Raw genomic sequence first — 26,213 nt, forward strand, 5'->3', positions numbered from 1 at the left:
TTGGCGCCTATGCTACCGGGAAGGGGCGAGTGGCGCATGACCAAATCGCCGCTTTTGGCGGTTATTTGAACAAATTTCAGCAGGATGTCGCGGCTGGCTTGGGTGACGACGGGATAATGGCTTTAACCCGCCGGGACGCAATGGTATTAAAGGTTTTCGCTGACGGGAGAGGCAAATGAATTTCGACGAGATCCTGGCCACGGTGGATGGTCAGGGTAATGGTGTCATGCCGGAAGGCTGGGGTCAGGGGCGCGCCCTGTTCGGTGGTCTGGTTGGTGCTGTGTTGTTTGACCATCTGGAAAAAACTGTGGCTGCAGGCAGGACGTTGCGCAGTTTTTCCTTGTCTTTTGTGGCGCCCATGGCGCCGGGGCCGATCAGCCTGCACAGTGAGGTGTTCCGGGAAGGGAAATCGGTGATGCAGGCGATGGTGTCGGCCCGCCAGGAGGGTCAGGTGGTTGCTGCCATGCTGGTGAGTCTGGGCGCGGCCCGGGAGTCGCGAGTGATTGTGGCGCCGCCCTCGGCACCGGCCATGCCGGCACCGGACCGTTGTATCGAGCTGCCTTTCATTGCCGGTCTGACACCGGATTTTCTGCAACACTTCCAGATGCGCTATGCGGATGGCATGCCCCCGTTCAGTGGCAGTGAGGTGCCGGATTTCAGTGGTTATATGGGCTTTCGAGCACCGCCGCAGGCCATGAGCACGGCAGCGTTGATCGCGCTGGTCGATACCTGGCCACCTTCCGTATTACCTATGTTGAAGAAACCGGCCCCGGCAAGTTCGCTGACCTGGACCATGGAGTTGCTCGATGATCCGCAGTCGCGCCCCGCAGATACCCTGTGGCAGTATCGGGTAAAGACGGATCACAGCAGCGACGGCTACGGCCAGAGCCAGGCTACGATCTGGGACGGGGAAGGCAAGGCGGTGGCGTTGAGCCGCCAGACATTTACGGTATTTGCATGAAAACAGAATTACCGCCGATCATGGCGAAAACCCTGGGGGAACGGGTGCCCCGCCGCGGGCACTGGCTGCTGGCTGGCCTGGGCCGGGTGATTCTGTCGGCCATGGGCTGGCGGATTGTCGGGACCCTGCCTAATGTGGATCGTGCGGTCCTGGCTGTGGCGCCGCACACCTCCAATATGGATGGCCTGGTGGGTATCAGTGCGATTCAGTGCCTGCGGATACATGTGAAGTTCATGGCTAAACACACCCTTTTCGAGGGGCGGCTGGGCCGTCTGATGGTCTGGTTGGGTGGAATACCGGTGAACCGGGACAGTGCGGACGATGTGGTGGATCAGACCACCTCTGTAATGAGAGAAAAACCGTTCTGGCTGGGCATTGCACCGGAGGGGACCCGGGATGGGGCAGCGCGCTGGAAAACCGGTTTCTACCGGATAGCCGAACAGATGCAGATCCCTATCGTGGTGATTGGTTTCTGTTACCAGCGACGCCAGATTCGTATTGTTGGCAGCTTTATGCCCACGGGTGATATGGAGCGCGATATGGCGAGAATTGTTCAGGCGCTAGCCGATATTGTTCCCCGTCGACCGGATCGCTTGTCCGGCCCGTTACGGAAGACTGGACAGCAAAAGGCGCATCGCGAATAACAATCTTTTCCTGGCTGCTTGGCGATGCAGGCAGCCTCCCGCAAAGCAAAGATTTTTACCGGCGCTGAACCCGCAATCAGGCCTGAGCGGCACTGTCCTGGCTGTCCATGCGACCGAGAAACTGCTGTCGACGCTGGGCCGATTGCAATGCAAAGGCCAGGGGGCGATGCAGCTCGTTGAGCAAGGCCTCATCGGCAGCGGAGAACGGTTGGGATCCGGCGACTTCCACAATGCCCAACGCCAATTCCCCCTGATGGATCGGCCACAGTAGCAGGGTGGCAGGTTTGCGTTTTCCTTCCCCGACTTCCAGATCCAGATAGCCTTCCGGCACGGTATGTTGCTGTATCAGCAGCTTCTGGTCCAAGGCGGCACCGAGCAGGGTTTCATCTTGGGGCAGTCGGCGCCGTTCGGCCGCGCTGGCGTTGAGCCCCCAGCCTGCCTGCCGGACCAGTTCCTGCTCCTCCAGGGTGTAGGCGGCCCCGGCTTTCGCGTCGATCTGCTCAATCAGATAGCCAAGCACCCGGTCGAGAAGCTGCTCTGGCGTCAGGTTGCCGGCAATGCGTTCCAGAAACAGATTGAGCTGTTGTTGGCGCAGGGTGTCTTTCTCCGCCTGTTCTCGCCAGCGTGCCAGTTGTGAGGATTCGCTTTCCAGCAGCAGGTTGTTGGCAAAGTTACGGCGGGCGCTGACATCCAGAATATAGCCATTGAGCGCACAGATGATCAGCGGAATGACAAAGTACAGCAGCATGGATAGCAACGGCAGGGACCATCGCTGAAGCACGGCAACCAGCAGGGCTGCTGCCAGGGCGCACAGGCAACTGGTGAGTGTCTGTCGAGGCGGCAGTCGCAGAATGGAAAAGCCGATAATCAGGATATAGATGGTTTCAAAAGCGGAAATCTGTCCGGGGAAAAGCCCGTCGAAACGGATAGCACCGAGCAGGGTGCCGGTGAGGGCCAGGCTCAGGGCCAGATACATGACGCCGATGGTATGGGGCTTGAGCAAGGAAAGGCGGGTGCTGCACCACAGGGCCACCAGTGCCACGGCGATGGGGTAAACCCCGTAATTGCGCCAGGCGACCATGTCTGCGGTATCCACCAGCAGCATCACCGGCAGTACCACCAGCAGATACAGCAAGCCGAGCAGATAGACCGAGTGGCTGATCAGGTCCCGGGCACGCTGGTGAGCGTGTTCCCGGTAGCGGGCCTCCAGCTCGCCATCAAAGGTGACCAGCAGACTGTCGAGCGCATTGCGCAGGACGCCTTCCTGGTTTTTGCTGATCGCTGCTTCCGATGCTGCGGGCATGGCGTTACCTGATTATTATTCCGTTTGTTGAGTTGATTCGCAGGCTGTCTCAGCGCAGTATTTTGGCAACCTGATTGCGAATAAATCTTGTCGCGATATTCAATAATGATCACAACCAACAGGAAGCATCATGACCGATACTGCCCGTTTTGAACAAGCCCAAAAGGATGTGAAAACCCTGGATCGCAAACCCGGCAACGATGATCTGCTGTTTCTCTACGCCCATTTCAAGCAGGGCAGTGCCGGTGATGTCAGTGGCAAGCGGCCAGGGATGCTGGATATGGTGGGCCGTGCCAAATACGATGCCTGGGCCAAGCTCAAGGGCATGTCTGCGGATGACGCCAAGCAGAAGTACATCGACAAGGTGGACAGCCTGCTGAAAAGCCATAAGGGCTGACCGACCGTTCAACCCCTGGCCTGCAGCAGCTGGGCCTTGCCCAGCTGCGCTTCCCCGGCCAGGTTGCGATAGAACCGTTGCAGCTCGGGTAACTGGGCTTTCAAGGCCTGGCGCACCTGCTGCCGGGCATCCTCAATCTCCGTTTCCACCCGTTGTTTGTTCGTCTGCATCTGCCTCTTACGTTCTTCCAGTTCCGGGGGCAGGGCCGTGCTGCCCAGCCTTTGCAGCCGTTCGTTGATACGTTGTAGCCGATCCCGCGCCTCAGTCAGGCGGACCTGGAAGTCTTCCGCATTCGGGGCATTAGCCAGCACCCGTTGCAGGTCAGCGATTTCCTGTTCGGTGGCGGCTTTTTCCCGTCGTGCTGCAGTGCGAAAAGCACCATTGGAGAGATCCCTGGCAGTGGCATGCTGAATGGCGTTATGGAGTGTTTTTTCCTGCTCGTGAAGACACTTGCGCACATTGCTGGCGTTGATCAGCTTGCGGGTGGCATCCAGCACCTGGCTGTCCCTGTCACGAACCATGGCCAGAACGAGTTGATCCATCACTGTGGTGCTGTTTCCGGCAACGCTGTTGGTTAGCGAGCGGTAGAGCCGGTCGGGGTCATCCGCCAAGGTTTGTAATGCCTTCATGTTTTCGGCCACTTTATTCAGGGCCAGGTTATAGACTGGCAGGGCCTGTTCCATGGCTCCCTGTTTACGCCAGTCATCGCCGGCCAGGACCAGCCCGGAAACGGCCCTGGGATTGCCGGGAAAACGGGCAGCGATGCGCACGAACCAGGTCCGGGCCCGTTGCCGGTCTCCGTCCCGGCGGTAGCTCTCTGCCAGTAACAGGGCGGCATCCACGGCGGCGGGACTGTTTTGTTCCACCTGGCTCAATTGCTGGCGGGCGAAATCGGTATCGCCATCACGCAGTGCCATGGCGGCCAGACGCAGGCGGGCATAGTTGCCGAGAATGGGTTTGTTGATGCTGCCAGCCTGGTCGTTGTAGCGGATCAGGCCGGGGGTATGGCTGTTGCTGGCATGGGCTCCCAGAACCTCAAGTAATTGCTGGTCACGGGTAGAGAGCACCAGAGTATGCGAGGTATCAGCCCGGCAGTCTGCAGCAGCGGCTTGCAGGGTTGGGGGCACCAGCGTGCCTAGAAGAAAGGAAACGGCCAGGGTGATTGCTCTCATTGTCCCATCGTTTTGTTATTGGTTATCAGGGCTGAACAGTCATGCAAAACCGGTAACGGTTATTGCGATGGCAGTACAAATTATAAACGGTGCCTGCCAGAGGTAAATGGTGCGCCAACTGCGGGTGGAGAGAAGGAACTGGGTCACACGGCGGTACACAAATTTATGCACCTCAAGCGAGGTGCCCGCCAGTATTGCGGAAAGCGGTAAGTGTTGGTGGAGTCTTGCGGGCAAGACTCCACCGGTAAGGATCAAAAGGCCCGAAAGTTGGCGGCAATGATACCAATCACCACGATGGCCACCAGCAAACCAATCACCATGAGGACAGTGGCAATGATGCCCAGCACCTTGCCGGCGGTGGTCATGCCTTCTCCCGACGGGTCCATGTTACCGCCGGCCATGCTTTTTAGGTCCTTGCTGCCCAGTATCCAGGCAACCACGCCCAGTGGTGCAAACAGCAGGATGCCGAGCAGGCCGAAGGTGAGTACCAGGCCGCCTCGGTGGGCCGGGAGATTGCTGCCGGGGGTGGGCGCTTCCTGTGAGCGAGGCGGGGCGCTGACAGCCTTGCGGCCGGCAAAGGCAGCAAACAGCAGCAGGCCGCTGATGGCCAGATAGAACAGGTTGTAGGCGGCGGTTGCGATGATTGAATAGGTATCTGAGCTGATCACGTCATCAAACATCCATTCCAGCAAGACGAGCTGGTTGAAGATGATCCAGCCGTTCTGCAGCAGGGTAAGCAGACCGGCGATCATCACGAGCATGGCCGCCGTACGGGCGCGCTGCATGAATATGCCGGCCAGCACAAAGGCGGTAATGGCTACCAGGGTGCCGGGAGCGATGGCGGGAATCAGGGCGAGAAGATTAGGTCCCATAAGATATCCTTTTCGTTGGGAGTGATGGAATTAAGGGTGAGGGGAAACCCGTGACAGCGACTGCTTGAGCAGGCTTCTCACCGCCCGCCAGCGATTGACCAGCAGCGACAGGAAAATCAGCGCGCAACCGGCCAGTTGCATCAGCGTCATTTGCTCGCCGAACCAGGCTGCCGCCATCAGGGCGGTCCACATGGGTTCCAGCACCATGATGACAACGCCGTGGCTGTGCAGCGACAGACTTTGCGCATAGGTTTGCACAAGAAAACGCAGGGCGGTGCCCACGGTGGCGCTGAGTACCACCCAGATTGCCAGCTCTAAGGTGGCATTTGCGGCTGCCTCGCCCCAGGGCTCCAGGAGGGCGGACAGGATGCCCGTGAGCACACCGACCACGGCCAGCACCACCGTGGTCAGCGCCAGGGCGGGAATGCGTGGGTGCTCAATGGATTTGCCGCTGCGGTCTGTGGTGGAAATGGTGTTGGCGGCCCGGGTGTTGAGGTTGAAATAGAGAGCGAAGATGGTAGCCGCTGCCACAAAGAACAGTTGCCCGGCTTCCAGGTGCAGCCCCTGCTCCAGGGACAAAAGGGCCAGACCCGCAGCCGCCACCGGCAGGGCCAGCCAGGTACTGCCGGGCACCGGTTCGGCAAAGATCAGCCGGCCAATCACCGGCACCAGCACCACGCCAAGACTGGTAAGGAAGGCGCCTTCGCCCACGTGCTCGGCCATGGCCAGCCCCATGACCCAGCAGCTCATGGCGATGCCGAAAACCGTGCCCACGCGGACACAGCGGAGCAGCTGCTGGCGGCTCAGGCGGCGCAATTGGCGATGGGCGACCAGGGCTAGCAGGCTTGCTGCCAGCAGGAAGCGCAACGACATAAACAGCAGCGGTGGCATGGCCAGCACCGCTTCTCGCGAGAACATCCAGCTGATGGCGGCCAGCAGGGTGACCACCAGAAGCAACAGGTCGGCTTTATGGGCTTGGCTAACAGGCACTGAACAGGATTCGCATAGGAAAAGAGCTGGCGATGGTAGCACAGCCCCGGTGCCGGGTAACGACTGTTCAGGCGACATCTATCAGGTCAAAGTGGACAACATTATTCCGCGCCAGGGAGTGATTCATGGTGAAGGTGAAAGTGATTCTGCTGAATTGCTCGTCAGTGCAGGAGCGAGCTTAAGGGGCTTGGCTCGGGAACGATTGATGAGATAGCGGGGTAATGGTATGGCGCGTAGTGTTGAGTGTTGAGGTAACAATGTTTGCAGCCTGGCGAAACTGGCGCGACAAGCGCCGGGTCAAGAAGATGGGATATACCGCGGCAGAGTGGGAAGCGGCGGTGGCCGACTGGCCGGTGTTGCAGCGCTACCAGGAGGAGCAGCGGGCCCGATTGCGGGATCTGAGCTTTCGCTTTCTGGCCCGCAAGAGTATCGCTCCGGGTTCCGGGTTCGTCATTACCGACGCCATGTGTTTACGCATTGCCACCATGGCCTGTGTGCCGATTCTGGAGCTGGGGCTGGATTGGTATGAGGGCTGGTATACGGTGATTCTGTATGAAGACGATTTCATTCCCAATCGGCCCTGGCAGAGTGAAGATGGTGTGGTGCACGCCAGTGGTCCGGTGCTGGCCGGTGAGGCCTGGCATCAGGGCCCGGTGATACTGTCATGGCAATCGGTGTTGGCAGCCGGGCAGGGCAGTAATGTGGTGATCCACGAGATGAGCCACAAACTGGATATGCGCCGCAATGGGGCCAATGGTGCTCCGCCACTGCATCCGGGGATGAATCCGCGCCAGTGGCACGATACCTTCACGGCGGCCTGGGATCGTTTGTTCGATGATTATGAGCAGCACCGGCCCCTGTCTATTGATCCTTACGCACTGACCGGCCCGGGGGAGTTCTTTGCGGTTTGCAGTGAAGCCTTTTTTGAGACGCCGGACTCGCTGCATCGGGAGTGGCCGGATCTTTACCGGCTGCTGGCGCAGTTTTACCGACAAGGAGAACAGCCATGAAGTTTATCTTCGAAGTTCGGGTGAAACCGGGCTTTACCGTGGAGGAATATGCCCAGGGCTGGGTGGAAGCCAGTGAAATCATCCAGCAGACACCGGGCGCTCGTGGCACCTACCTGCACCGCAAGATCGGCCACCCGGACACGGTACTGGCCATTGCCCATTGGGACAGCAAGGCCCATCGGGATGCCAAGGACGACAGCCGCAGTGAAAAGGTAAAGGCAATTCTGGCGAAGCACGCCAAGGTGTGCGAGGTCACGGTGATCGGGGAGTTTGACGAGCCGGAATGGCAAGTGCTGCCGCAATAGGCCAGCCTGCCGTTGCTCGTCGGCCGGCACGTTTAAAGCGAAGCGGAACGCCTGCAGCGGCATTGTCGATGGCACGGATCGCGCCGCCAGCGACGCTCCTGTAACGGGACGTTCGTAGATGTTCCTGGGAATGGGGCGGAAACAAAAGAGCCGCCTGGCGGCGGCTCCTGGTGCCAGCTCAGTACTGCTGCTGGGCTTCTTCTTCCGGCAGGGTGATGTTCAGCTCGAGAATTTCACAGCCGGACTCGCGGTCGAGTTGAATGTTGACCGCATCCTGATCCACAGGGACGTATTTTCGGACTACCTGCAGCAACTCTTCTTGTAGTTGCGGCAAGTAATCCGGGCCACCGCGGGTGGAGCGTTCGCGGGCCACAATGATCTGCAGGCGTTCCTTGGCCACTGATGCGGAACTCTGCTTCTTGGGAAGCAGGTAACTGAAGATGCTCATCCCTTAGCCTCCAAAAAGACGGCCGAACAGACCTTTCTTGTTAACGTTGACGAAACGATGGGGCAGCTGGTCGCCCAGGAAGCGGGCTACCGCATCGCTGTACGCCTGACCGGCATCGGAATCGATATCAAGGATCACCGGGCTGCCGGCGTTACTGGCGTTCAGTACCGCCTGGGATTCGGGAATCACGCCGAGCAATTCGATAGCGAGAATTTCCTGCACATCCTCAACGGACAGCATCTGACCATTCTCCACGCGCTCCGGGGAGTAGCGGGTGAGCAGCAGGCGGGCGGGGATATCTCCTTCACCTTGCTCAGCATGGCGAGTCTTGCTGGCCAGAATGCCGATGATGCGGTCGGAGTCACGCACACTGGAGACTTCCGGGTTGGTCACAACGACTGCCTCGTCGGCGAAGTAGGCGGCCATCAGGGCGCCTTTCTCGATACCGGCAGGGCTGTCGCAGATGATGTAGTCCATCTTCATGTCATCGCGCAGGGCGTTGAGTACGCCTTCCACCCCTTCGGTGGTGAGGGCGTCCTTGTCGCGGGTCTGGGACGCGGGAAGGATGAACAGGTTGTCCACCTTCTTGTCCTTGATCAGCGCCTGTTTGATGTTGGCATCGCCACTGATCACATTGACCAGGTCATAGACCACGCGGCGCTCACAGCCCATGATCAGGTCCAGATTGCGCAGGCCCACATCAAAATCAATCACGGTGGTTTTGAAACCGCGCAGGGCAAGGCCGGTGGCCAGCGCTGCACTGGTGGTGGTTTTGCCGACGCCACCCTTGCCGGATGTCACGACCACAATCTTCGTCACGCTCTTCTCCTTACCTTCGTCTTTCCGTGGCGCCTGCTAACTAGCTCAGCGCGGTAAATTGCATGGCGTCACCTTCCAGGGACAGATACACAGCCCGGTTACGGTGCGCTTCGGGCAGATCTTCGGCTACCCGGTAATGGCCGGCAATGGATACCAGTTCGGCATTCAGTTGCTGGCAGAAAATACGTGCGCTGCTGTCGCCCCGGACGCCAGCCAGGGCGCGGCCACGCAGTTTGCTGTAAACATGGATATTGCCTTCCGCCATCAGCTCGGCCCCCGTGCTGACCGGGGCCAGCACAATCAGATCGCCACGGCTGTAGACCTGCTGACCGGAGCGCACTGGCTGGTCCACCACCAACGTCTCAATGCGTTGGGTGGCGGTGGGGACTTTCTCCGCTTCCTCCTGCGGAGCGGGGGCCGGTTCACTGCGCCGGGGCACATCACGGCCACCGGACAGGCTCAGGGTGCCGAGTCCCAGCATGGCGGCAGTATCACTATCGATGCCAGTGGTGCGGGCCAGGGCCACCAGGTTCACCCCCAGGCTGCGCAGCGTGTCCACGGCGGCCATCAGGGCCACCGGGTCGACGTCCAGGTCCTGGCTCACGTCAATCACCACCGGGGCTTCCTGAAGCCATTCGGCAGCATCTTCCAGCCGTTGGCTGACTTCCTGGTGCAACAGGTTGGCATCCAGATTTTTCAGTTGAAGGACCGTCATCATCAACATGCGGCCCTTGAATTCTAGAACGGTATTTTCTTCGACGACTGCTGTCATTGCTGACCTGTTGTCCGTGGGGCGAAAGGGCGCCAGGCCCGGTGGGGCGTAATTTTGGCAAAGCCTAGACGAAAGCGGCGAGCCGTAAAAGCGCCAAAAGGGTGATATCAATGTTAAATCTGCGTGATAACCCGGTGACAGCGTAATAACTGCTGAAAAAAACAGCATTTTCTCTTCTGGCCCGGCTTTGTGGCTTTTTGTGAAACTGTGGACCGGTTGGCGTTGGAAGGCTTTCAGACAGAAAAGGGATAGTGGCAGAAGGGGAACGCGGAGGGGCATTTCTGCCTCCTCCGCCTGGTTGGATTTACATCATCGGGCGTTCTGCATGCACGTTGACGTCCTTCAGCTCCATATCGAAGGCGTCGGTGAGCAGGCAATCGTAGCGCATGGCATCGTACTCGTTCACCGGGTCTACCTGGTCGGCGTCGATGATGCCTTTGCTGGCCGCGTCCTGAAGTTTTTCCAGCACGCTGTTGCCTTCCAGTTGTCCCTTGCCATCGGCTTTCAGGAACGCCAGGTAGGCCGGCTCCACTTCCAGCAGTTTGTTGAAGGTGGCTTCCACGCGGCCGATGGCGTCTTCCGGGTCCTGGGAGATATAGGCCGGCTCTGCCAGGGCATCGCGCACCGAGCTCGGCGCCATGATCATGTCACCCAGGGTGCGGATCTGGTCGTCGCTGGGGGCCTGAGCCTTGCAGGGGCGGCCGAACGGGAAGAACAACCCTTTCAACGCATAGCGCACGCCAAAGAAGCCGAAGTTGCGGTAGAAGGCATCCAGGGCGTCATGGGCCTTGCTGAACGACCGGCGCAGCGCGTAGCTGGCGTGGGCGTCGTTGGCCTCGTCCCGTGGCAGGGTGGCGTGGTACTTGAGAATGGAGCAGGCAATCAGCAACTGGCTGTGCACATCCCCCAGCCGTGCGGAGAGCAGCTCGCGACGCTTGAGATCGCCACCCAACAGGGCCAGTGCCATGTCCGCGGTACTGGAGAGCACTGCACTGTAGCGATTCACCAGCCGGTACCAGGGGGCACTGAAGGCGTCCGCGTTGCCCGGTGCCTCGGACAGGTAGGGGCCGGCAAGGGCCTGCATGATGCCGCTGCTGATATTGCCCAGGGTGTGTCCGGCATGGGAAAAGAACAGGGCATCGAAATCCTGCAGCCCCTGTTTCTTGTCTTCCGCCTGAATCGCCTGCAATTCATCGTACAGGTACGGGTGGCAGCGCATGGCCCCCTGGCCAAAGATCATCAGCGAGCGGGTGAGAATATTGGCCCCTTCCACGGTGATGGCGATGGGTGTGGACTGGTAGGGCAGGGCAAGGAAGTTACGCGGCCCCAACTGAATGCCGCGACCGCCGGCGATGTCCATGCCATGGTTGATCAGCTCGCGCATCATTTCCGTGGCGTGGTACTTGGCCATGGCGGTGACGACCGATGGGGCTCCGTCTTCCAGTGAACGGGTCACCAGGTGACGATAGGCTTCCAGGGTGTAACCAATGGCGGCCACTTCGGCAGAGGCTTCCTGCACCCCTTCGAACTGGCCCACCGCAGTGTTGAACTGGCGACGGATGCGGGCGAAGGCACCTGTCATGCGGTAACCGACTTCGCCGCTTGCAGTGGCCAGGGCGGGCAGAGAGACACCGCGACCGGCACCCAGACATTCGATCAGCATGCGCCAGCCACGGCCGGCCATGTCCGGCCCGCCGATAATGGTATCCAGCGGGACGAACACATCCTTGCCATTGATGGGGCCGTTCATGAATGGAGAGCCGGGGTAGTGGCGACGGCCGATTTCCACTCCGGGGGTGTCGGCGGGAATCAGCGCACAGGTGATGCCCAGCTCTTCCTTGTCGCCAAGCAGTTTTTCCGGATCGTAGAGTTTGAAGGCCAGACCTACCACTGTGGCCACGGGGGCCAGGGTGATCCAGCGCTTGGCGAAGTTCAGGCGCATGCCCAGCACTTCCTTGCCATCGATTTTCCCTTTGCAGATCACCCCGGTATCCGGGATGGCGCCAGCATCGGAGCCCGCTTCCGGGCCGGTCAGGCCGAAGCAGGGGATCTCGTCGCCCTTGGCCAGGCCGGGCAGCCAGCGGTCTTTCTGTTCCTGGGTACCGTATTCGGCCAGCAGTTCACCGGGGCCGAGAGAGTTGGGCACCATGGCAGTAACCGCAGCCGTCAGTGAGCGGGTGGCGATCTTGCTCATGATGCGGCTCTGGGCGTAGGGAGAGAACGCCTTGCCGCCGTATTCCTTGGGAATGATCAGACTGAAGAAGCCCTTGTGCTTGAGGAAATCCCAGACTTCCTCAGGCAGGTCTCTCAGCTCGTGGAAAATTTTCCACTCATCCAGCATGTCGCACAGCTCCTGGACCTCGTTGTCCAGAAAGGACTGCTCTTCATCGGTGAGGGTAGAAAACTGGATATGGGCGAATTTTTCCCAATCCGGGCGCCCAGAGAAGAGGTCGGTTTCAAACCAGGTGGTGCCGGCTTCAATGGCCTCGCGTTCAGTGTCGCCAATGGCTGGCATCACTTTCCCCAGTGCGTTGTACACCGGTTTGGTGATAAATTTTTGCCGCAGATCCACGTGATTGAGCAGGGCGACACCGGTCGCCAGCAGAATCAGGGAAATAGGGTGGACCAGCCAGGAGGCCAGGAAGGCGCTCAAAAGCCAGACAACCACAAAGACAGCGCTGCCGATGCCGCGACTGATGCGCTGATAGAACAGGGTCATCAGCGTGGCAATTAACACTACAATAGCCAACAGGCTAAGCATGGTGATCTCCTTTGCCGTGAACCCGAGCCCACTTGGCCCCAGGTCGTTTTGAATACAATCCAGCGTACCCAAAGGTCATGTACATGGCGTGAAGCCCTGCAGACCTTACTGTTTTGAGTCTAACCCGTGAAAGTGATCAGTTGCACAGGATTTAACCGGATTTAATGGCGGTCATGCCTTACAATCCCTCGAGTTTTAAGGCTTTCAGGAGCAAGGCGTTGCAACCGAACAACTACATCATTGAAGCAACTGAACAGAACATTCAGCAAATTCTTGAGCAGTCCCGACAGGTGCCTGTGATTGTGGATTTCTGGGCCAGCTGGTGTCAGCCCTGTCAGCAGATGGCGCCGATACTGGAGCGCCTGGTCAATGAGTACCAGGGCAAGGTGATCCTGGCGAAGGTCAATGCGGATGAGCAGCAGATGTTGGCCAGCCAGTTCGGGGTGCGCAGCCTGCCCAGCCTGAAACTGGTCTATCAGGGGCAACTGGTCAGCGAGCTGGACGGTGCCCAGACTGAGGGGGCGCTGCGCCAGTGGCTGGCACCTGTGGTGGATCCGGAAGCCGCCGAGCAGCAGCAGGAAGAGGGCTTTATCGAACAGATCCGCATGGCCATCGACGCCGGCCATGGTGAGCAGGCGGAAGCTGCCCTGCGCCAGACCCTGCAGCAGAGCCCGGACAAGCATGCCATCCGCGCCATGCTGGTGGAATATCTGCTTGGCGAGGGGCGGCTGGACGACGCTCAGTCGGTGCTGGCGGAAGTGACAGAAGATGCGGAGCCGCTACGCCCGTTCCGTGCCCGCTTTGCGCTGCTGGAAAAACTGGAAGGGGAAAGCGTCTCCCTGGCAGAGCTGCGCCAGCGCATCGACGATCAGGCCACACCGGAAGACCTTTATGCCTTTGGGTTGCAGGCCGCCGCCGCCGGCCAGTTCCAGGCTGGCCTGGAAGCCCTGTTGCAACTGCTGCGCGATCACCGGGATTTCCGCGAAGGCATTGCCCGCAGCGCGCTGCTGGAAGTGTTCGAGTGCCTGCCCAAGGGCGATCCCCTGGCCAGCGAATACCGTCGCAAGATGTTCAACTACCTGTATTGATCGACTGTTATTGATAGATCGCGCCTCCTTGCCCGTTCGGGGAGTGAGGCGCAGTGCTATTACCTCTTCCTTTCTCAGTCTCCGCGCTTTGCTGGTGCATTTTTGTTCTTTCTCCTTCCCGGGTCTCTCCTCTATGCATCATCTTGGATTACATGAGTGCATTAAATGGGTGCGTTTTCGTGGTGCATCGGTTCTATTGTGGTGCGTTTCTGCGGTGCATTGCTGCCAAGTGACTGAAATTAAAAAGTAATAATGCTGGCCTGATTCTTGTATGCGCTATGCCGGTGCAAACTTTTCGGCACGTATTGTGTTGGTGCATCCGGGATGCACGAGGATCAGGAGACAACCATGAAAATGCTGACAGCGGTGATCAAGCCGTTCAAAGCGGATGAAGTCCGCGATGCGCTGGCCCAGGTCGGGGTGCAGGGCATGACCATTACTGAAGTCAAAGGGTTTGGTCGCCAGAAGGGCCATACGGAGCTGTACCGGGGGGCGGAGTACGTGGTCGATTTCGTGCCCAAGGTGAAGCTGGAGCTGGCTGTGCGCGAAGAGGATCTGGATCAGGCCATCGAAGCGATCATGAAGGCGGCGGGAACCGGCAAGATCGGTGACGGCAAGATCTTCGTCAGCGACCTGGAACAGGTGATCCGCATCCGTACCGGTGAAACCGGCAACGAAGCCATTTAAGGGGGGCCACGATGAAAAAACTGCTTGCTGTACTGTTGATGCTTCCGTCCCTGGCCCTGGCCGATGGCCTGGATACCGGTGACACCGCCTGGATTCTGACGGCCACCGCGCTGGTGCTGTTCATGACCATTCCGGGCCTGAGCCTGTTCTATGGCGGCCTGGTGCGCAGCAAAAACGTGCTGTCTGTGCTGATGCAATGTTTTGCCATTACCTGTGCGGTCTCGCTGGTGTGGCTGATCTGCGGTTACTCGCTGGCGTTTTCCGATGGCGGCAGCATGAATGCCTGGATCGGCGGTCTGGACCACGCCTTCTTTGCCGGCATTGGGAAGGACACCCTGGAAGGCACCTTGCCGAAAAGCCTGCATGGCCTGTTCCAGATGACGTTCGCCATCATTACCCCGGCGCTGATCGTGGGTGCCTTTGCCGAGCGTATGCGCTTCGGGCCCATGCTGGCGTTTTCCGTGCTCTGGCTGTTGGGTGTGTATGTGCCCGTCTGCCACTGGGTGTGGGGCGGCGGCTGGCTGGCTGACCTGGGTCTGTACGATTTTGCCGGCGGTACCGTGGTGCATATCACCGCGGGTGTGGCGGCATTGGTAGCAGCGCTGGTACTGGGTGGCCGCAAGGGCTTTCCGGAGCAGGGCATGATGCCCCATAACATGACCATGACCGTGACCGGTGCCGGCATGCTGTGGGTAGGCTGGTTCGGTTTCAACGGTGGCTCGGCGCTGGCTGCAGGCGGTGATGCGGCCATGGCCATGCTGGTCACGCACATCTCCGCAGCGGCAGGCTCGCTGGCCTGGATCACCATGGAGTGGAAGAAATTCGGCAAGCCTTCTGCGCTGGGTATCGCCACCGGCATGGTGGCTGGCCTGGGTACCATTACCCCCGCGTCCGGTTTTGTCGGCCCGGCGGCGGCGCTGCTGATCGGCCTGTCCGCCGGTGTGATCTGCTTCTACGCGGTGATCTTTATCAAGCACAAGCTGAAGATTGATGATTCCCTGGATGTGTTCCCGGTACACGGGGTTGGCGGCATTCTCGGTACGTTGTTTGCCGGTATCTTTGCCTCCACGGAACTGGGTCTGTTCTCCGGTTACGGTTTTGCCAAGCCGGAATACACCATGCTGGATCAGTTCGGTGTGCAGGCGCTGGGTGTGGTAGCCACGTTCGTTTATACCGCGGTGGTGACCTGGGTATTGCTCAAGCTGGTTGGCCTGTTCGCGGAACTGCGCGTGGACAGCGACGAAGAAACCCAGGGGCTGGATATTGCCCTGCACGAAGAGCGTGGTTACGACCTCTGATTACCGCGTTATGACCGTCATCAAAAAGCCCGGCCCAGTGCCGGGTTTTTTGTCCCGGATAGACGCAGGTACGGCTATTGCCACCCCCCGGGGCTTTCTATAAGGTACGGGTAAGTTTCGAACGCTCGTTTGAATGGCGATGCCGGTTTATGCGGGGTGTCGAAGCCACAACGATAGGTCAAGGAGATATAAGAATGAGCCTGGAATTTTTGTCTGACGAGTGGTTTGCGAAGGTAAAAGAGATCCGTGACGGTGCTGGCGATGTGGAAACCCCGGCTGCTCTGGCAGACCTGGTAATCAACATCACCGTATCCGGTGACAACGGCGACAAGGAAATGGCACTGGTAGGTGGCATGATCGAAGAAGGTCACCACGCCGACGCGCCGACCACCATGATTCTGCCCGCCGACCTGGCCAAGCGCATCTTCATCGAAGGTGACCAGTCCGCCGGCATGCAAGGCTTCATGAGCGGCCAGATCCGCATCGAAGGCGACATGAGCAAGCTGATGGCACTGCAAACTGCACAGCCTTCTGCCGATCAGGTTGCCCTGATGAAGCAGATCCAGGAAGTGACTGCCTGATAGTCAGGTTTATTGCTTGCTGACAATGCCCGCCTCGAGCGGGCATTGTTGTTTCTGGAGGCACGTTACTGTCCGCTGGAGAGGGCCGCTGCCATAAAAAATGATTCTCTTCTGAGGGATTCTGGTTCTTGTATTTCGCTGGTGGGTGGTTAGCTATTTCTGCCATGTAAACTGTGATTCAGATTCTGCAGCGGTGTGGCCACGGCGACCGGGTGCACGGTCGTCTGTTCCAGCCAGCCGTAGGCGCTGCGACCACCGCTATCCAGATAAGCATGCAGGGAATCCCGCCAGTGCTCCGCATACAGAGCCAGGCAGAGTGGCTGGCGTCGGATCGGATCCTGGGCGACACAGATATGATCTGGCCCGGCTTTTTTCAGCAGATCGCCGGGGAGTGAGGTGGGAGGCTGCACGAGATCACAGGGCAGGCACAGGCAGAGCCCCTGGCTGGCATCCAGCGCCGCTTCCAGGCCGGCCATGGGCCCCTGAAAGCCGTCCCGTTCATCACTGACGACCTGATCGGCCCAATGCCGGTAGGTGGCCTGATTACGGTTGGCACTAATCACGATGCGGCTGGGGGAGGGCGTCAGGTGATCGAGCAGGTGAGCGATCAGTGGCTTGCCGTCCAGCTCCAGTAATCCCTTGTCGGCGCCGCCGACCCGCTTTCCCTGGCCGCCCGCCAGGATAATCAGGGTATAGTTTTCCATGCCCAACTCCTTTGGGGTTCAGCAGGTGAATGGTATGCTCTGTCGCTTGCTTCCTTTCCGTTATCCTCAGGACATCGTGTGACCAGCGCCCGTAACCATCTTACCGATCTGACGCGCTTTGCGCCGCTATTGCCGGGTTATCAGCCCCGTGAGGCACAGCTGGCCATGGCGGACGCAGTGGACGCGGTGATCGGCACTGGCGGCACCCTGATGGTCGAGGCGGAAACCGGTACCGGCAAGACGCTGGCCTATCTGGTGCCGGCCCTGCTGTCGGAGGGGCCGACGCTGGTGTCCACCGGCACCAAGAGCCTGCAGGATCAGCTTTTCTTCAAGGATGTGCCACTGGTCAAGAAAGCCCTGGGGTTGCCGCGCAAGGTGGCGCTGCTGAAGGGCCGCGCCAATTATCTCTGCCCCTATCGCCTGACTCTGCATCAGGAAGAAGCCCGTTTTCTTACCCGGGAAACCGCCGAGCAATTGCAGATCGTGGCCCACTGGGCGGGACGCACCAAGACCGGTGACATTGCCGAGTTGCAACAGATTGCCGAAGACGCCCCGGTATGGCCCTGGGTCACCAGTACGGCAGACAACTGTCTGGGCACCGACTGTCCCAACTACCAGGAATGCCCCCTGATGAAGGCCCGCAAGGAAGCCCAGGAAGCGGACCTGGTGGTGGTCAATCACCATCTGTTTTTTGCCGATGCAGCCCTGCGCGGTAACGGCTCGGCGTCGGAGTTACTGCCCAGTGCCAATACGGTGATCTTTGACGAGGCCCATCAGTTACCGGAAATCGCCGCCGCCTTTTTCGGTGACACCCTCAGTACCCGCCAAGTTCAGGAACTGGGCCGTGATAGTCTTTCCGAAGCCGGGCATACCGCCGCCGACCTCGCACGCCTGAACCAGTTGATCGCGGCAGTCGAGAAAGGCTGCCTGGATCTGCGTCTGAGCCTGGGGGATGGCGAGCGTCGTGAACCCTGGTCGGAAGTGGCGGAGAAAGACGCTGTTATTGAAGCCGGTGACACCCTGCTGGCCGCGCTGCGCGATCTGGAAATGTTTCTGGGGCCCCTGGCCAAGGCCAGCCGGGGCATGGAAGCCTGTGCCCGCCGCGCCAGCGAGCAGGTGGACTGCCTGGCGGCTTACCTGAAAGGGGAGCAGCCCAACCGGGTGTATTGGTTCGAAACCTTCAAGCGCACCGTGGTGCTGCACAGCACACCCTTGTCAGTGGCAGCCCAGTTGCGGGCTCAGCGCGAGCGTCAGCCCTGCAGCTGGGTACTCACCTCTGCGACCCTGTCGGTGGGCGGTCGTTTTGAGCATATCCAGAAGCGTTTGGGGATGGATGCGGCTACCACGCTGCGGCTGGAGAGCCCCTTCGACTTCAAGCGCCAGGCGGTCTTTTATGCCCCCGACGGTCTGCCGGCACCCAATGATCCCGGCTATACCGCAGCGCTCTGTGACGCCATGGTGCCGGTCATTAATGCCGCCAAGGGGCGCACTTTTTTCCTTTTCACCAGTCACAGGGCATTACGGGAAGCAGCCCAGCTGCTGCGCCCGCGCCTGGATTACCCGTTGCTGGTACAAGGGGAGTCCGGTCGACGGGAGTTACTGGACAGCTTTCGGGAAAAGGGTAATGCGGTGCTGCTGGGTACCAGCAGCTTCTGGGAAGGCATTGATGTGCGTGGAGAGGCACTGAGCTGTGTAATTATTGATAAACTGCCGTTCGGTTCACCGGGTGATCCGGTGGCGGCGGCACGTATCGAGCACATCAATCGCAATGGCGGTAACGCCTTCCGCGATTATCAGTTGCCTCAGGCAGTGCTGGCATTGCGCCAGGGAGCCGGACGCCTGATCCGTGATCCGAAAGATACCGGCTTGCTGGTGGTGGCGGATCCCCGGCTGCTGACACGCAGCTACGGAAAATTATTTGTGAACAGTCTGCCAAACATGACCCGCACGAGAAAGCTGGACGTGGTAAAACGGTTTTTTGATTACCTGGCCCGACAACAACAGGAAGGGCAGGCAACGGAACAGATAGAATCATGACACGAATTCTGGCTCTGGAAACCGCCGGCGAGACTTGCTCGGTGGCTATTATGGACGGTGACAAGGTGCTCGAACATTTCGAGCAGGCTCCACGGCGGCAAACCGAACGGGTGCTGCCCATGGTGGAAGCACTGTTGGCGGAGTCGGAACTGACGCTGCGGCAATTGGACGGCATTGCCTTTGGCCATGGCCCTGGTGCCTTTACCGGCGTGCGGGTGGCTGCTGCTGTCACCCAGGGACTGGCCTTTGCGGCAGACCTGCCGGTGATCGGGGTGTCCACTCTGGCAGCCTGTGCGCTCAGTGCCCAGGATACCGCGCCACATCGGGATGTAATCGCTGTGTTTGATGCGCGCATGGGTGAAGTCTATCTGGGCGCTTATTGCTGCGAGGATGGGCTTGCCAGAACACTGTTCGATGATGGTCTGTTCCACCCGGATACCTTGCCGGCCCTGCCGCAAAAAGACTGGATGATTATCGGTTCCGGGCTGGTCTATCGCGAAGCCCTGCGCAAGGCCTATGGCGCAAGTCACTGTGAGGCCGACGTGCATCCCCATGCGAAAGCGGTGGCACAGCTGGCATTATCCGGTTTCCAGCAGGGGAAGGGCGTGAGTGCGGAACAGGCTCAGCCGGTCTATCTTCGCGATCAGGTAATTCAGGGAGCAGTACGATGATTAACTGGGATCTTCCCAATGTGCATGAACTGGCGGTGATCGTGCCGGCCGAAGCCATCGATGTAATGGGGCATGTGAATAACACCGAATACCTGCGGTTCATGGAGAAAATTGCCTGGGATCATACCGCGTCATTGGGGCTGGGTTGGGATCTGTATCAGAAACTCAACCGGGGCATGGTAGCCCGGCACACCGAGGTGGATTACCTGGCACCGGCCTTTGAAGGCGAGCACTTGAAAATCGGCACCTGGATCGTGGAAAACGACCAGCGCATCAGCATTACCCGTCGTTACCAGATCGTTCGAGAATCGGACGGCCGGACACTGCTGCGCGGCCGTACCCGTTGGGTCTGCGTGGCACTGGATTCCGGCAAGCCCCGCCGCATGCCCCCGGAATTCCTGCAGGGCTACCAGATCACCGCCAACGAGTAGAAAACGTTACGAGAAGCGCATGTCGAAAACCCAAACCGGTTTTGACTTTCGCCCCACGCAACTCGTACCTCGTACCTCGTAACTGACGTCATATTCAACAAGGATTTTCCATGGATTGGTTCCAGGCGCTGGTGCTGGCCCTGATACAGGGCCTTACCGAATTTCTTCCCATCTCCAGTTCTGCCCACCTGATTCTCCCGTCACAGGTTCTCGGCTGGCCTGACCAGGGCCTGGCCTTTGATGTGGCCGTACACCTGGGTACCTTGATGGCGGTGATGGCCTACTACCGCCGGGATTTGGTTGCCATGATCGGTGGTGCCGGGCAGGCCGTGACCCAGCGGACCATGAATGACGACTTGAAACTGGGCCTGCTGGTGGTGTTGGCCACCATTCCTGCGGTGCTATTCGGCTTTCTCGGTGATGACTGGATCGAGCGCGAGCTGCGTTCGGCACTGGTGATTGCCGTCACTACCCTGGTGTTTGGTGCTTTGCTATGGGCGGCAGATGCCTTCGGCAAGCGCCAGTTCAGCCTGGTGCGCCTGGGCATTGTGGGTGCGATCTTTATCGGTCTGGCCCAGGCCCTGGCACTGATTCCCGGCACCTCACGTAGTGGTATTACCATCACGGCGGCATTGGCGTTGGGCTATCAGCGCGAAGATGCGGCCCGGTTTTCCTTCCTGCTTTCCATTCCGGTGATTCTTGGTGCGGGATTGTTGAAGACAAAGGATCTGATCGAGCAGCAGTTAGCGGTGGACTGGGGCCTGATGGCCCTGGGGGCTGTGGTCAGTGCAATTACCGCCTACCTGACCATCGTGTTCTTTATTCGCCTGCTTGAACGTATCGGCATGCTGCCGTTTGTGGTGTATCGCCTGATCCTTGGCATCGCACTGCTGGCGTGGTTGGCCTGATATCATGGAGGCAGTGCTTGGCTTGTTGCCAGGTTGCCCTGATGGGCTTCCTGGAGTTCCGGTAGAAGAGGCAAGCAGGGCAGCAGAACTGGGCTTACCCCTGGTGCTGGGTTGGCACGAAGAGCGCCTGAGCCTGTGGCGACCGGAAGGGCGGGAAAGCCCTTTGAGCGTCACCTTCAGCGATGGAAAACAGGGCTATCGACTGACGCCGGAGCGGGTTCGACATGAACGCCTTATCAAAGCGTTGGGAAAACCCCGGGAACAAACCCGTACGGTTCTGGATGCCACTGCCGGCCTTGGCCGGGATGCGGCCCTGATCGCCATGGCTGGCTTCCCGGTGTTGCTGGCGGAGCGCTCACCCATTCTCCATGCCATGTTGGCGGATGGCCTGAGACGGGCGCCGACAGAGCTGGCTGCCGTCATGCAATTGCTGCCCTGCGCTGGAGCAGATGCGCACAGTATGCCACCACTGCATGCGGTCTATCTGGATCCCATGTTTCCATCCCGGGAAAAAAGTGCGGCGGTAAAAAAAGACCTGCAATGGCTTCAGCAACTGGCGGCGTACCCAGATCACCACGAAGAAGTGATGCTGCTGGAGTGGGCGCTCGGTCTGGACCCGCAACGGGTTGTGGTCAAACGCCCCGGAAAGGCAGAGCCCCTGGCAAAACGCCGCCCCCACCATCAGATTGCCGGTAAGGCTATTCGTTTTGATGTCTATGAGTAGCCCGAATCACGGAGCAACTAGTCCCCCCGCGTAACGTGTTCATGGGTTGATCACAAAATAGACACAATGATGTCGCTTTGATAGCGTCAAAGGCGCACCTGATGTTCTGGTGTTAGGGAGCGACACTTTAAACATGAGGATCAGATCATGACTACTTTCCGTTTGCTTGCGTTGGCTGCGGCACTGCCGGTGGTATTGCCGCTATCCGCCATGGCGGATAACTATCTGCGTTTTGCCTACAGCCTTGCTGATTATGATGAACAGGATATGGATTTTACGGTGGCAGGCCCACCCGATGAGACCCTGAACATTGATGGTTATGACCCGGGCGGTGTGGACTATTTTAGCGTGGCCGGTGGTGCCTGGCTTTCCCCCAACCTGCGCGCAGAAGTTGCACTGGATTTCTCGCTGGCGTCCAAGGAAGACGATGGCGTTACCGTCAGCTCGGGCGGTGCTTCAGAGGCGGGGACTTTCGAGGCCAAGACCACCAGTAATCTGTTAATGATCAATGGCTACTATCACTTCATGAATGATCGCGGCACCGGTGTCTTTGATCCCTATGTAGGGGCAGGTATCGGCCTTGCGGATAATGAACTGGAGGATATGACCGTTGCCGTTAGTGGCGCCTCTGCAACCATTGAGGACGGTGACAGCACCGAGTTTGCCTTCAAGTTTGGTGCTGGTGTTGCCTACTGGCTCAGTGATGCGGCATCCGTGGATTTTTCCATTTTCTATGTGGATGCCGGTACTGTGGAGAGCGGGGATACTGCCAATGGTGTTGGTGGTTCGGTAGCACTGTCCCGGGAACTGGAAATGGACCTGGAGAGCATTAACTACAGCCTGGGTGTGTCTATCGCTATTTAGAGGCTCCCTAGCTTTTCCTGGAATAAAAATACCCGCCGAACGGCGGGTATTTTTTTCGCCGATTCTTGCCGGCCTCAGGAAGCTGAGGGAACCGGCTCGGACAGGTGCTCAATGTCAGTTACCCGCGTCACCCGTTGAATAGCGTCGCTGATATCCGGGCTGAGGATGCGGCGAGCTTCATCGTCCAGGGATTCCAGTTTCTCGTCAAACACCAGCGCGCCGGCGCCGTCGGTGGTGACCAGGCCAGTACCGTACAACTGGCTTATGAAGTTTTTCAGCACCACCTTGTCGAAGAATTCCGGCGAGTTGAATTCGTAGAGCAGGGACAGCCGTTGGGCGGTCTGGTGAGCCAGTTCGCCCAGTTGGTCGGCAGTCAGCATGCCGGAACCGTACTGAACCAGCAGGCGAATGGTTAGATAGTAACGCTCCAGGGACGGCATCACGGTCTGGCCAAGATGATCCAGCATGTCGGATTCATGGGTGTGGATCGGGGCACCGTGCAGACAGTTGTCCTCGCGGCTGATCAGTTGTTCCTTCTCCAGCACATCCACGGTCTTGCTGACGGCCTGGGAGAGGTCGTCGCCGTCCTGCCAATGAAGGTAGTATTCATTGCGCAGGAAGGGGTAGAGCAGATGCACCATGCCCTGCAGGGTGTCCATGCTGATTGAGCGGGCGTTCATCACCAGCGAACAGATCAGGCCGGGCAGAATGAATAGATGCAGGCTGTTGTTGCGTACATAGGCCATCTGCAGGGCGGTCTTTTCATCGGTGGTTACCACATCACCCAGCTTGTGCTCGATACGCTCCAGGAACTCGTTGTCCAGCCCGTACTGGATGATGGCAGAGGCGTCATCGGTGGCGATGGCAGCGCTGTCGCTGTAGGGCGCTTGCTTGAGCAGGGCGATGTACAGGTTCAGCTGCTGGCGTAACTGGGCCACATCCATGGTGTGCTTGGGCGAGGCCAACAGAGCCAGGCTTAGCAGGTTGATCGGGTTGGCCACCGCAGCGGCATTGATGGATTCCACCACTTCCTGTCCGAGTTCATTCACCACATGCTTGAACCAGGCCGGGGTTTCGCCGGCGGCCAGATCCTCGCTGCGCCAGGGGTTGTGATGCTGATCCAGGAAGTCCACCAGCTTGATGGGCTCGCCAAAATTCACGTGTACTTGGCCGAAATGACTACGGAGCACCGCCAGGGATTTCATCAGCCCGCCGACGGATTCCTTCTGTTTTTTCTTGCCGTGCAGCTCGCCGATATAGGAGCCGGACTCGATGACTTTTTCGTAGCCCACATAGACCGGAACAAAGGCAATCGGCTTGCGTGCATCACGCAGGAAACTGCGCAGGGTCATTGCCAGCATGCCGGTGCGGGGCTTGAGCATACGGCCACTGCGGCTGCGGCCACCTTCCACGAAGTACTCGATGGAATAACCGCGCACGGTGATGGTGTGCAGATATTCACTGAAGACAGTGGCGTAGAGCGGGTTGTCGCGAAAGCTTCGGCGCATGAAGAAGGCGCCGCCACGGCGAAGAATGGTCCCGACGATGGGCATATTCAGGTTGATACCGGCGGCAATGTGCGGCGGTACCAGGCCATTGCGAAATACCACAAAGGACAGCAGCAAGTAGTCGATGTGGCTGCGGTGGCAGGGCACATAAATCACTTCGTGGTCGCCTGCCACCTTGGTCAGGTTGTCCATGTTGTACAACCTGACCCCGGCATACAGTCGGTTCCAGACCCAGTTCAGGAACAACTCAAGAGAACGAATGACGGTATGGGAGTAATCGGCGGCGATTTCCATGGCGTAACGCCGGGCTTTGGCTTCCACTTTTTCGATGTTGGTTTCCTGACGTTCAGCCTCGGCGCGAATCGCCTCTTGCACCGGGATTGAGTCGACCACGGTATTGGTGAGGGTGCGACGGTGTGACAAATCCGGGCCGATGGCGGCTTCCTGCTGGCGGCGAAAATGCACGCGCAGAATGCGGGAAGCCTTGCGAACGGTCTGTTCATCCGTGGGGCACTGATCCACCAGGGTGCGCAGGGACATAGGTTTGCTGAAATGGACGTATAGCTGTCGACCCTGAGTAATGATAATGAAGAATTTCTTGATGAAACCCGCCGGTGACCAGTTGTCAGAAAACAGGATCCGCCACATGGAGCTTTCCTTTTCCGGACGACGTCCCCAGAACACGGAGACCGGAACCAGCTGTACATCGGCTTCCGGGTTAGCGCGCAGTGCACTGACCAGCTTTTCCAGCCGTGGCGGGGATATCGGGGTGCGCTGCCGGCCATTGCTGAACTTGCGGCGGTAAAGCTGGAAGTAACTGTGGCTCAGATGGCTTTTGCCCAGCGTCAGCCCATGCAGGGCGGATGCCAGGCCCAGTTGCCGTGCGGATTGATCGGCTGCTGCCGCGTCGGCGGCGGAGCGATCACGCAGCACATAGACCACCGGAGTGTTCGGGGCAAGCTGCAGTTCGTCGGGGTTGGAAGGCAATGCGTTAGCACGTGTGCACAAACGCAGAAAAATGCGGATCAGGAAGAAGCCCAGGCGATCCAGGCCAAGCCAAGGTGTCATAGTCGGATTCAGTTAACCAATGTGGACTAAGTGTAGCGAAAGGCCTGGGCAGGGAACACCAGCGCATATTTCAATTTGTTTCAGAATTGCGTCTGTCGCCTCGTACGATGGTCCCTTATATTCACGGGAACAAGTCAGGTAGCCTTGCTAGACTGTAGGGGTTTATCGATAAGTACTAAGGAGTTAACGGTGTCGACACCGCAAACGGGGATTTTTGATCGTAGTTATCAGCATCATCTGTTCTTCGAGTTCTGCCTCAGCAGCGGCCAGGACCTGCAGGCGGTGAAAGTGGCATTGCGCCAGCTCAATTCGCTGAAAAGCGAGAAGACGCCGGTGTTGATGGCGTTCGGGCCGGCCCTGTGGGAGCAATTGGACACCCGCTTTAGCTTCCCTCCGTTTTCCCTGGAAGGCCATGTGCCGGCCACCCAGGGCGACCTGTGGGTCTGGGTGCAGGCGAAAGAGCGCGGTGATCTGTTTGATACCGGTATGCAGGTCCGTGATGCCGTGGGCGAGCTGCTTTCCACGCAACTGGAGCTGAACAGTTTTGTTTACCACGATATGCGCGACCTGACCGGTTTTGTCGATGGTATCGGTAACCCTACCGGCGACAAGGCAGAAAAGGCCGCCTTTATAGCCGAGCCGCATCCCGGTGCCGGTGGTAGCTGGGTGCTGACCCAGAAATGGGTTCACGACCTGAAAAAATTCAATCAGCTACCAGTGAACGAACAGGAAAACGTGTTTGGCCGCACCAAGGAAGATGCGGTGGAATTCGACGAAGAGCGCATGCCGCCGGATTCCCACGTGGGCCGCACCGATGTGGATCGTGATGGTGTGCCCCAGAAAATGTGGCGCCGCTCTGTGCCCTACGGTGACAGCACCGAGCATGGCCTGTATTTCCTGGCCTTCTGCTGCGAACTGGACCGCTATGACTACCTGTTGCGCCGCATGTATGGCATTGCCGACGATACTGTCAAAGACCGCCTACTGGACTACACCCGCCCGGTAATGGGCTCCTGGTGGTATGCGCCGGACCAGGAGTGGCTGGATAAGATCAGTGAATAGTTAACAGTTAATAGTGAACAGTTTCGCGAAATAGATTTTATTGCTTTGAAACGTAAGAGGCCGCGCCCAGATCATGGGCGCGGCCTCTTTGTTTTCAGTCCAGGAGGCGCTAAACCGCGCCGCTGTTA

At 58.9% G+C, this 26,213-nt stretch carries 26 protein-coding genes; 16 read left to right on the forward strand and 10 right to left on the reverse strand.

The features are described from left to right. Positions 1 to 175 precede the first annotated feature (175 nt). Positions 176 to 961, forward strand: coding sequence for a thioesterase family protein (locus tag KZ772_RS01965; RefSeq protein ID WP_290538216.1), 786 nt, complete (start codon positions 176 to 178; stop codon positions 959 to 961). Further along, entirely contained in the window at positions 958 to 1,605 is a 648-nt protein-coding gene (locus KZ772_RS01970) for a 1-acyl-sn-glycerol-3-phosphate acyltransferase (RefSeq protein ID WP_290538217.1), read from the forward strand. Before KZ772_RS01965 ends, KZ772_RS01970 begins: the two co-directional genes overlap by 4 nt. 76 nt (positions 1,606 to 1,681) lie before the next feature. Here the strand turns inward: KZ772_RS01970 and KZ772_RS01975 are convergent, their stop codons facing one another. After that, the gene (locus KZ772_RS01975; RefSeq protein ID WP_290538218.1) at positions 1,682 to 2,908 is read right to left on the reverse strand and encodes a GAF domain-containing protein; all 1,227 of its coding nucleotides are present in this window, start codon (positions 2,906 to 2,908) and stop codon (positions 1,682 to 1,684) included. A 130-nt stretch (positions 2,909 to 3,038) separates the two neighbouring features. On the opposite strand from KZ772_RS01975, the gene KZ772_RS01980 reads away from it, so the two are divergent. Further along, on the forward strand, positions 3,039 to 3,305 hold the full coding sequence (locus KZ772_RS01980; RefSeq protein ID WP_035244705.1) for an acyl-CoA-binding protein: 267 nt from the start codon (positions 3,039 to 3,041) through the stop codon (positions 3,303 to 3,305). Positions 3,306 to 3,313: 8 nt separating this feature from the next. On the opposite strand, the gene KZ772_RS01985 is transcribed toward KZ772_RS01980, so the two are convergent. The 3 genes from KZ772_RS01985 to KZ772_RS01995 form a co-directional block, all read right to left on the reverse strand. Then, positions 3,314 to 4,477, reverse strand: a complete 1,164-nt coding sequence (locus KZ772_RS01985; RefSeq protein WP_290538219.1) for a tetratricopeptide repeat protein — start codon at positions 4,475 to 4,477, stop codon at positions 3,314 to 3,316. A 251-nt stretch (positions 4,478 to 4,728) separates the two neighbouring features. Next, the gene (locus tag KZ772_RS01990; protein ID WP_290538220.1) at positions 4,729 to 5,349 is read right to left on the reverse strand and encodes a hypothetical protein; all 621 of its coding nucleotides are present in this window, start codon (positions 5,347 to 5,349) and stop codon (positions 4,729 to 4,731) included. Between the two features lie 30 nt (positions 5,350 to 5,379). Continuing rightward, positions 5,380 to 6,339 carry a DMT family transporter gene (locus tag KZ772_RS01995; protein ID WP_290538221.1) on the reverse strand — a complete coding sequence of 320 codons (960 nt, stop codon included), beginning with the start codon at positions 6,337 to 6,339 and terminating at the stop codon, positions 5,380 to 5,382. Between the two features lie 257 nt (positions 6,340 to 6,596). Here KZ772_RS01995 and KZ772_RS02000 point away from each other — a divergent pair, with 257 nt between their 5' ends. Both KZ772_RS02000 and KZ772_RS02005 read left to right on the forward strand, forming a co-directional pair. After that, positions 6,597 to 7,349: a M90 family metallopeptidase gene (locus KZ772_RS02000; RefSeq protein WP_290538222.1), complete on the forward strand. Its 753-nt coding sequence runs from the start codon at positions 6,597 to 6,599 to the stop codon at positions 7,347 to 7,349. Further along, the gene (locus tag KZ772_RS02005) at positions 7,346 to 7,654 is read left to right on the forward strand and encodes an antibiotic biosynthesis monooxygenase (RefSeq protein WP_290538223.1); all 309 of its coding nucleotides are present in this window, start codon (positions 7,346 to 7,348) and stop codon (positions 7,652 to 7,654) included. Before KZ772_RS02000 ends, KZ772_RS02005 begins: the two co-directional genes overlap by 4 nt. Before the next feature lie 178 nt (positions 7,655 to 7,832). Here the strand turns inward: KZ772_RS02005 and minE are convergent, their stop codons facing one another. The 4 genes from minE to KZ772_RS02025 all read right to left on the reverse strand — a co-directional run bounded on the left by minE (position 7,833) and on the right by KZ772_RS02025 (position 12,454). After that, on the reverse strand, positions 7,833 to 8,102 hold the full coding sequence (minE, locus tag KZ772_RS02010; protein WP_290538224.1) for a cell division topological specificity factor MinE: 270 nt from the start codon (positions 8,100 to 8,102) through the stop codon (positions 7,833 to 7,835). 3 nt (positions 8,103 to 8,105) lie between these two features. After that, entirely contained in the window at positions 8,106 to 8,921 is an 816-nt protein-coding gene (minD, locus tag KZ772_RS02015) for a septum site-determining protein MinD (RefSeq protein ID WP_290538225.1), read from the reverse strand. A 40-nt stretch (positions 8,922 to 8,961) separates the two neighbouring features. After that, positions 8,962 to 9,693, reverse strand: coding sequence for a septum site-determining protein MinC (gene minC / locus KZ772_RS02020; RefSeq protein WP_290538226.1), 732 nt, complete (start codon positions 9,691 to 9,693; stop codon positions 8,962 to 8,964). Positions 9,694 to 9,997: 304 nt separating this feature from the next. Further along, on the reverse strand, positions 9,998 to 12,454 hold the full coding sequence (locus KZ772_RS02025; RefSeq protein WP_290538227.1) for an acyl-CoA dehydrogenase: 2,457 nt from the start codon (positions 12,452 to 12,454) through the stop codon (positions 9,998 to 10,000). A 218-nt stretch (positions 12,455 to 12,672) separates the two neighbouring features. Here KZ772_RS02025 and KZ772_RS02030 point away from each other — a divergent pair, with 218 nt between their 5' ends. The 4 genes from KZ772_RS02030 (at position 12,673) to KZ772_RS02045 (ending at position 16,108) form a co-directional block, all read left to right on the forward strand. Further along, the gene (locus KZ772_RS02030; RefSeq protein ID WP_290538228.1) at positions 12,673 to 13,542 is read left to right on the forward strand and encodes a tetratricopeptide repeat protein; all 870 of its coding nucleotides are present in this window, start codon (positions 12,673 to 12,675) and stop codon (positions 13,540 to 13,542) included. 348 nt (positions 13,543 to 13,890) lie between these two features. Continuing rightward, complete coding sequence (locus tag KZ772_RS02035; protein WP_035244689.1) at positions 13,891 to 14,229, forward strand: P-II family nitrogen regulator; 339 nt, start codon at positions 13,891 to 13,893, stop codon at positions 14,227 to 14,229. A gap of 11 nt (positions 14,230 to 14,240) precedes the next feature. Continuing rightward, positions 14,241 to 15,527 carry an ammonium transporter gene (locus tag KZ772_RS02040; RefSeq protein ID WP_290538229.1) on the forward strand — a complete coding sequence of 429 codons (1,287 nt, stop codon included), beginning with the start codon at positions 14,241 to 14,243 and terminating at the stop codon, positions 15,525 to 15,527. Positions 15,528 to 15,721: 194 nt separating this feature from the next. Then, on the forward strand, positions 15,722 to 16,108 hold the full coding sequence (locus KZ772_RS02045) for an SCP2 sterol-binding domain-containing protein (RefSeq protein WP_063507999.1): 387 nt from the start codon (positions 15,722 to 15,724) through the stop codon (positions 16,106 to 16,108). A 149-nt stretch (positions 16,109 to 16,257) separates the two neighbouring features. Here KZ772_RS02045 and KZ772_RS02050 read toward each other — a convergent pair whose 3' ends face one another. Further along, on the reverse strand, positions 16,258 to 16,812 hold the full coding sequence (locus KZ772_RS02050; RefSeq protein WP_290538230.1) for an NTP transferase domain-containing protein: 555 nt from the start codon (positions 16,810 to 16,812) through the stop codon (positions 16,258 to 16,260). A 78-nt stretch (positions 16,813 to 16,890) separates the two neighbouring features. On the opposite strand from KZ772_RS02050, the gene KZ772_RS02055 reads away from it, so the two are divergent. The 6 genes from KZ772_RS02055 (at position 16,891) to KZ772_RS02080 (ending at position 22,447) form a co-directional block, all read left to right on the forward strand. Further along, entirely contained in the window at positions 16,891 to 18,849 is a 1,959-nt protein-coding gene (locus tag KZ772_RS02055; protein WP_290538231.1) for an ATP-dependent DNA helicase, read from the forward strand. Next, a complete protein-coding gene (tsaB, locus tag KZ772_RS02060; protein ID WP_290538232.1) occupies positions 18,846 to 19,520 on the forward strand; it encodes a tRNA (adenosine(37)-N6)-threonylcarbamoyltransferase complex dimerization subunit type 1 TsaB in 675 nt (224 codons plus the stop codon). The genes KZ772_RS02055 and tsaB overlap by 4 nt, the downstream gene beginning before the upstream one ends. Continuing rightward, positions 19,517 to 19,951, forward strand: coding sequence for a thioesterase family protein (locus KZ772_RS02065; protein WP_290538233.1), 435 nt, complete (start codon positions 19,517 to 19,519; stop codon positions 19,949 to 19,951). The genes tsaB and KZ772_RS02065 overlap by 4 nt, the downstream gene beginning before the upstream one ends. A 110-nt stretch (positions 19,952 to 20,061) precedes the next feature. After that, the gene (locus KZ772_RS02070; protein WP_290538234.1) at positions 20,062 to 20,859 is read left to right on the forward strand and encodes an undecaprenyl-diphosphate phosphatase; all 798 of its coding nucleotides are present in this window, start codon (positions 20,062 to 20,064) and stop codon (positions 20,857 to 20,859) included. Positions 20,860 to 20,962: 103 nt separating this feature from the next. Further along, on the forward strand, positions 20,963 to 21,583 hold the full coding sequence (locus tag KZ772_RS02075; RefSeq protein WP_290538235.1) for a class I SAM-dependent methyltransferase: 621 nt from the start codon (positions 20,963 to 20,965) through the stop codon (positions 21,581 to 21,583). Positions 21,584 to 21,730: 147 nt separating this feature from the next. Continuing rightward, positions 21,731 to 22,447: an outer membrane beta-barrel protein gene (locus tag KZ772_RS02080; RefSeq protein WP_290538236.1), complete on the forward strand. Its 717-nt coding sequence runs from the start codon at positions 21,731 to 21,733 to the stop codon at positions 22,445 to 22,447. Positions 22,448 to 22,521: 74 nt separating this feature from the next. On the opposite strand, the gene plsB is transcribed toward KZ772_RS02080, so the two are convergent. Then, the gene (gene plsB / locus KZ772_RS02085; protein ID WP_290538237.1) at positions 22,522 to 25,023 is read right to left on the reverse strand and encodes a glycerol-3-phosphate 1-O-acyltransferase PlsB; all 2,502 of its coding nucleotides are present in this window, start codon (positions 25,021 to 25,023) and stop codon (positions 22,522 to 22,524) included. A 189-nt stretch (positions 25,024 to 25,212) separates the two neighbouring features. Between plsB and KZ772_RS02090 the strand changes: the two genes are divergently transcribed. Then, positions 25,213 to 26,085, forward strand: coding sequence for a Dyp-type peroxidase (locus KZ772_RS02090; protein WP_290538238.1), 873 nt, complete (start codon positions 25,213 to 25,215; stop codon positions 26,083 to 26,085). The last annotated feature ends 128 nt before the right edge of the window (positions 26,086 to 26,213 follow it).

This window comes from Alcanivorax sp., from assembly GCF_019431375.1.
Taxonomy (GTDB): Bacteria; Pseudomonadota; Gammaproteobacteria; order Pseudomonadales; family Alcanivoracaceae; genus Alcanivorax; species Alcanivorax jadensis_A.

Coding starts and splice junctions, on each gene's coding strand:
- KZ772_RS02070 (WP_290538234.1), top strand. CDS start 20,062: ATGGATTGGTTCCAGGCGCTGGTGCTGGCCCTGATACAGGGCCTTACC.
- tsaB (WP_290538232.1), top strand. CDS start 18,846: ATGACACGAATTCTGGCTCTGGAAACCGCCGGCGAGACTTGCTCGGTG.
- KZ772_RS02035 (WP_035244689.1), top strand. CDS start 13,891: ATGAAAATGCTGACAGCGGTGATCAAGCCGTTCAAAGCGGATGAAGTC.
- KZ772_RS01970 (WP_290538217.1), top strand. CDS start 958: ATGAAAACAGAATTACCGCCGATCATGGCGAAAACCCTGGGGGAACGG.
- plsB (WP_290538237.1), bottom strand. CDS start 25,023: ATGACACCTTGGCTTGGCCTGGATCGCCTGGGCTTCTTCCTGATCCGC.
- KZ772_RS02045 (WP_063507999.1), top strand. CDS start 15,722: ATGAGCCTGGAATTTTTGTCTGACGAGTGGTTTGCGAAGGTAAAAGAG.
- KZ772_RS01985 (WP_290538219.1), bottom strand. CDS start 4,477: ATGAGAGCAATCACCCTGGCCGTTTCCTTTCTTCTAGGCACGCTGGTG.
- KZ772_RS02005 (WP_290538223.1), top strand. CDS start 7,346: ATGAAGTTTATCTTCGAAGTTCGGGTGAAACCGGGCTTTACCGTGGAG.
- KZ772_RS02000 (WP_290538222.1), top strand. CDS start 6,597: ATGTTTGCAGCCTGGCGAAACTGGCGCGACAAGCGCCGGGTCAAGAAG.
- minC (WP_290538226.1), bottom strand. CDS start 9,693: ATGACAGCAGTCGTCGAAGAAAATACCGTTCTAGAATTCAAGGGCCGC.
- KZ772_RS01975 (WP_290538218.1), bottom strand. CDS start 2,908: ATGCCCGCAGCATCGGAAGCAGCGATCAGCAAAAACCAGGAAGGCGTC.
- KZ772_RS02040 (WP_290538229.1), top strand. CDS start 14,241: ATGAAAAAACTGCTTGCTGTACTGTTGATGCTTCCGTCCCTGGCCCTG.
- KZ772_RS02050 (WP_290538230.1), bottom strand. CDS start 16,812: ATGGAAAACTATACCCTGATTATCCTGGCGGGCGGCCAGGGAAAGCGG.
- KZ772_RS02080 (WP_290538236.1), top strand. CDS start 21,731: ATGACTACTTTCCGTTTGCTTGCGTTGGCTGCGGCACTGCCGGTGGTA.
- KZ772_RS02065 (WP_290538233.1), top strand. CDS start 19,517: ATGATTAACTGGGATCTTCCCAATGTGCATGAACTGGCGGTGATCGTG.
- minE (WP_290538224.1), bottom strand. CDS start 8,102: ATGAGCATCTTCAGTTACCTGCTTCCCAAGAAGCAGAGTTCCGCATCA.
- KZ772_RS01990 (WP_290538220.1), bottom strand. CDS start 5,349: ATGGGACCTAATCTTCTCGCCCTGATTCCCGCCATCGCTCCCGGCACC.
- KZ772_RS02025 (WP_290538227.1), bottom strand. CDS start 12,454: ATGCTTAGCCTGTTGGCTATTGTAGTGTTAATTGCCACGCTGATGACC.
- KZ772_RS01965 (WP_290538216.1), top strand. CDS start 176: ATGAATTTCGACGAGATCCTGGCCACGGTGGATGGTCAGGGTAATGGT.
- KZ772_RS01980 (WP_035244705.1), top strand. CDS start 3,039: ATGACCGATACTGCCCGTTTTGAACAAGCCCAAAAGGATGTGAAAACC.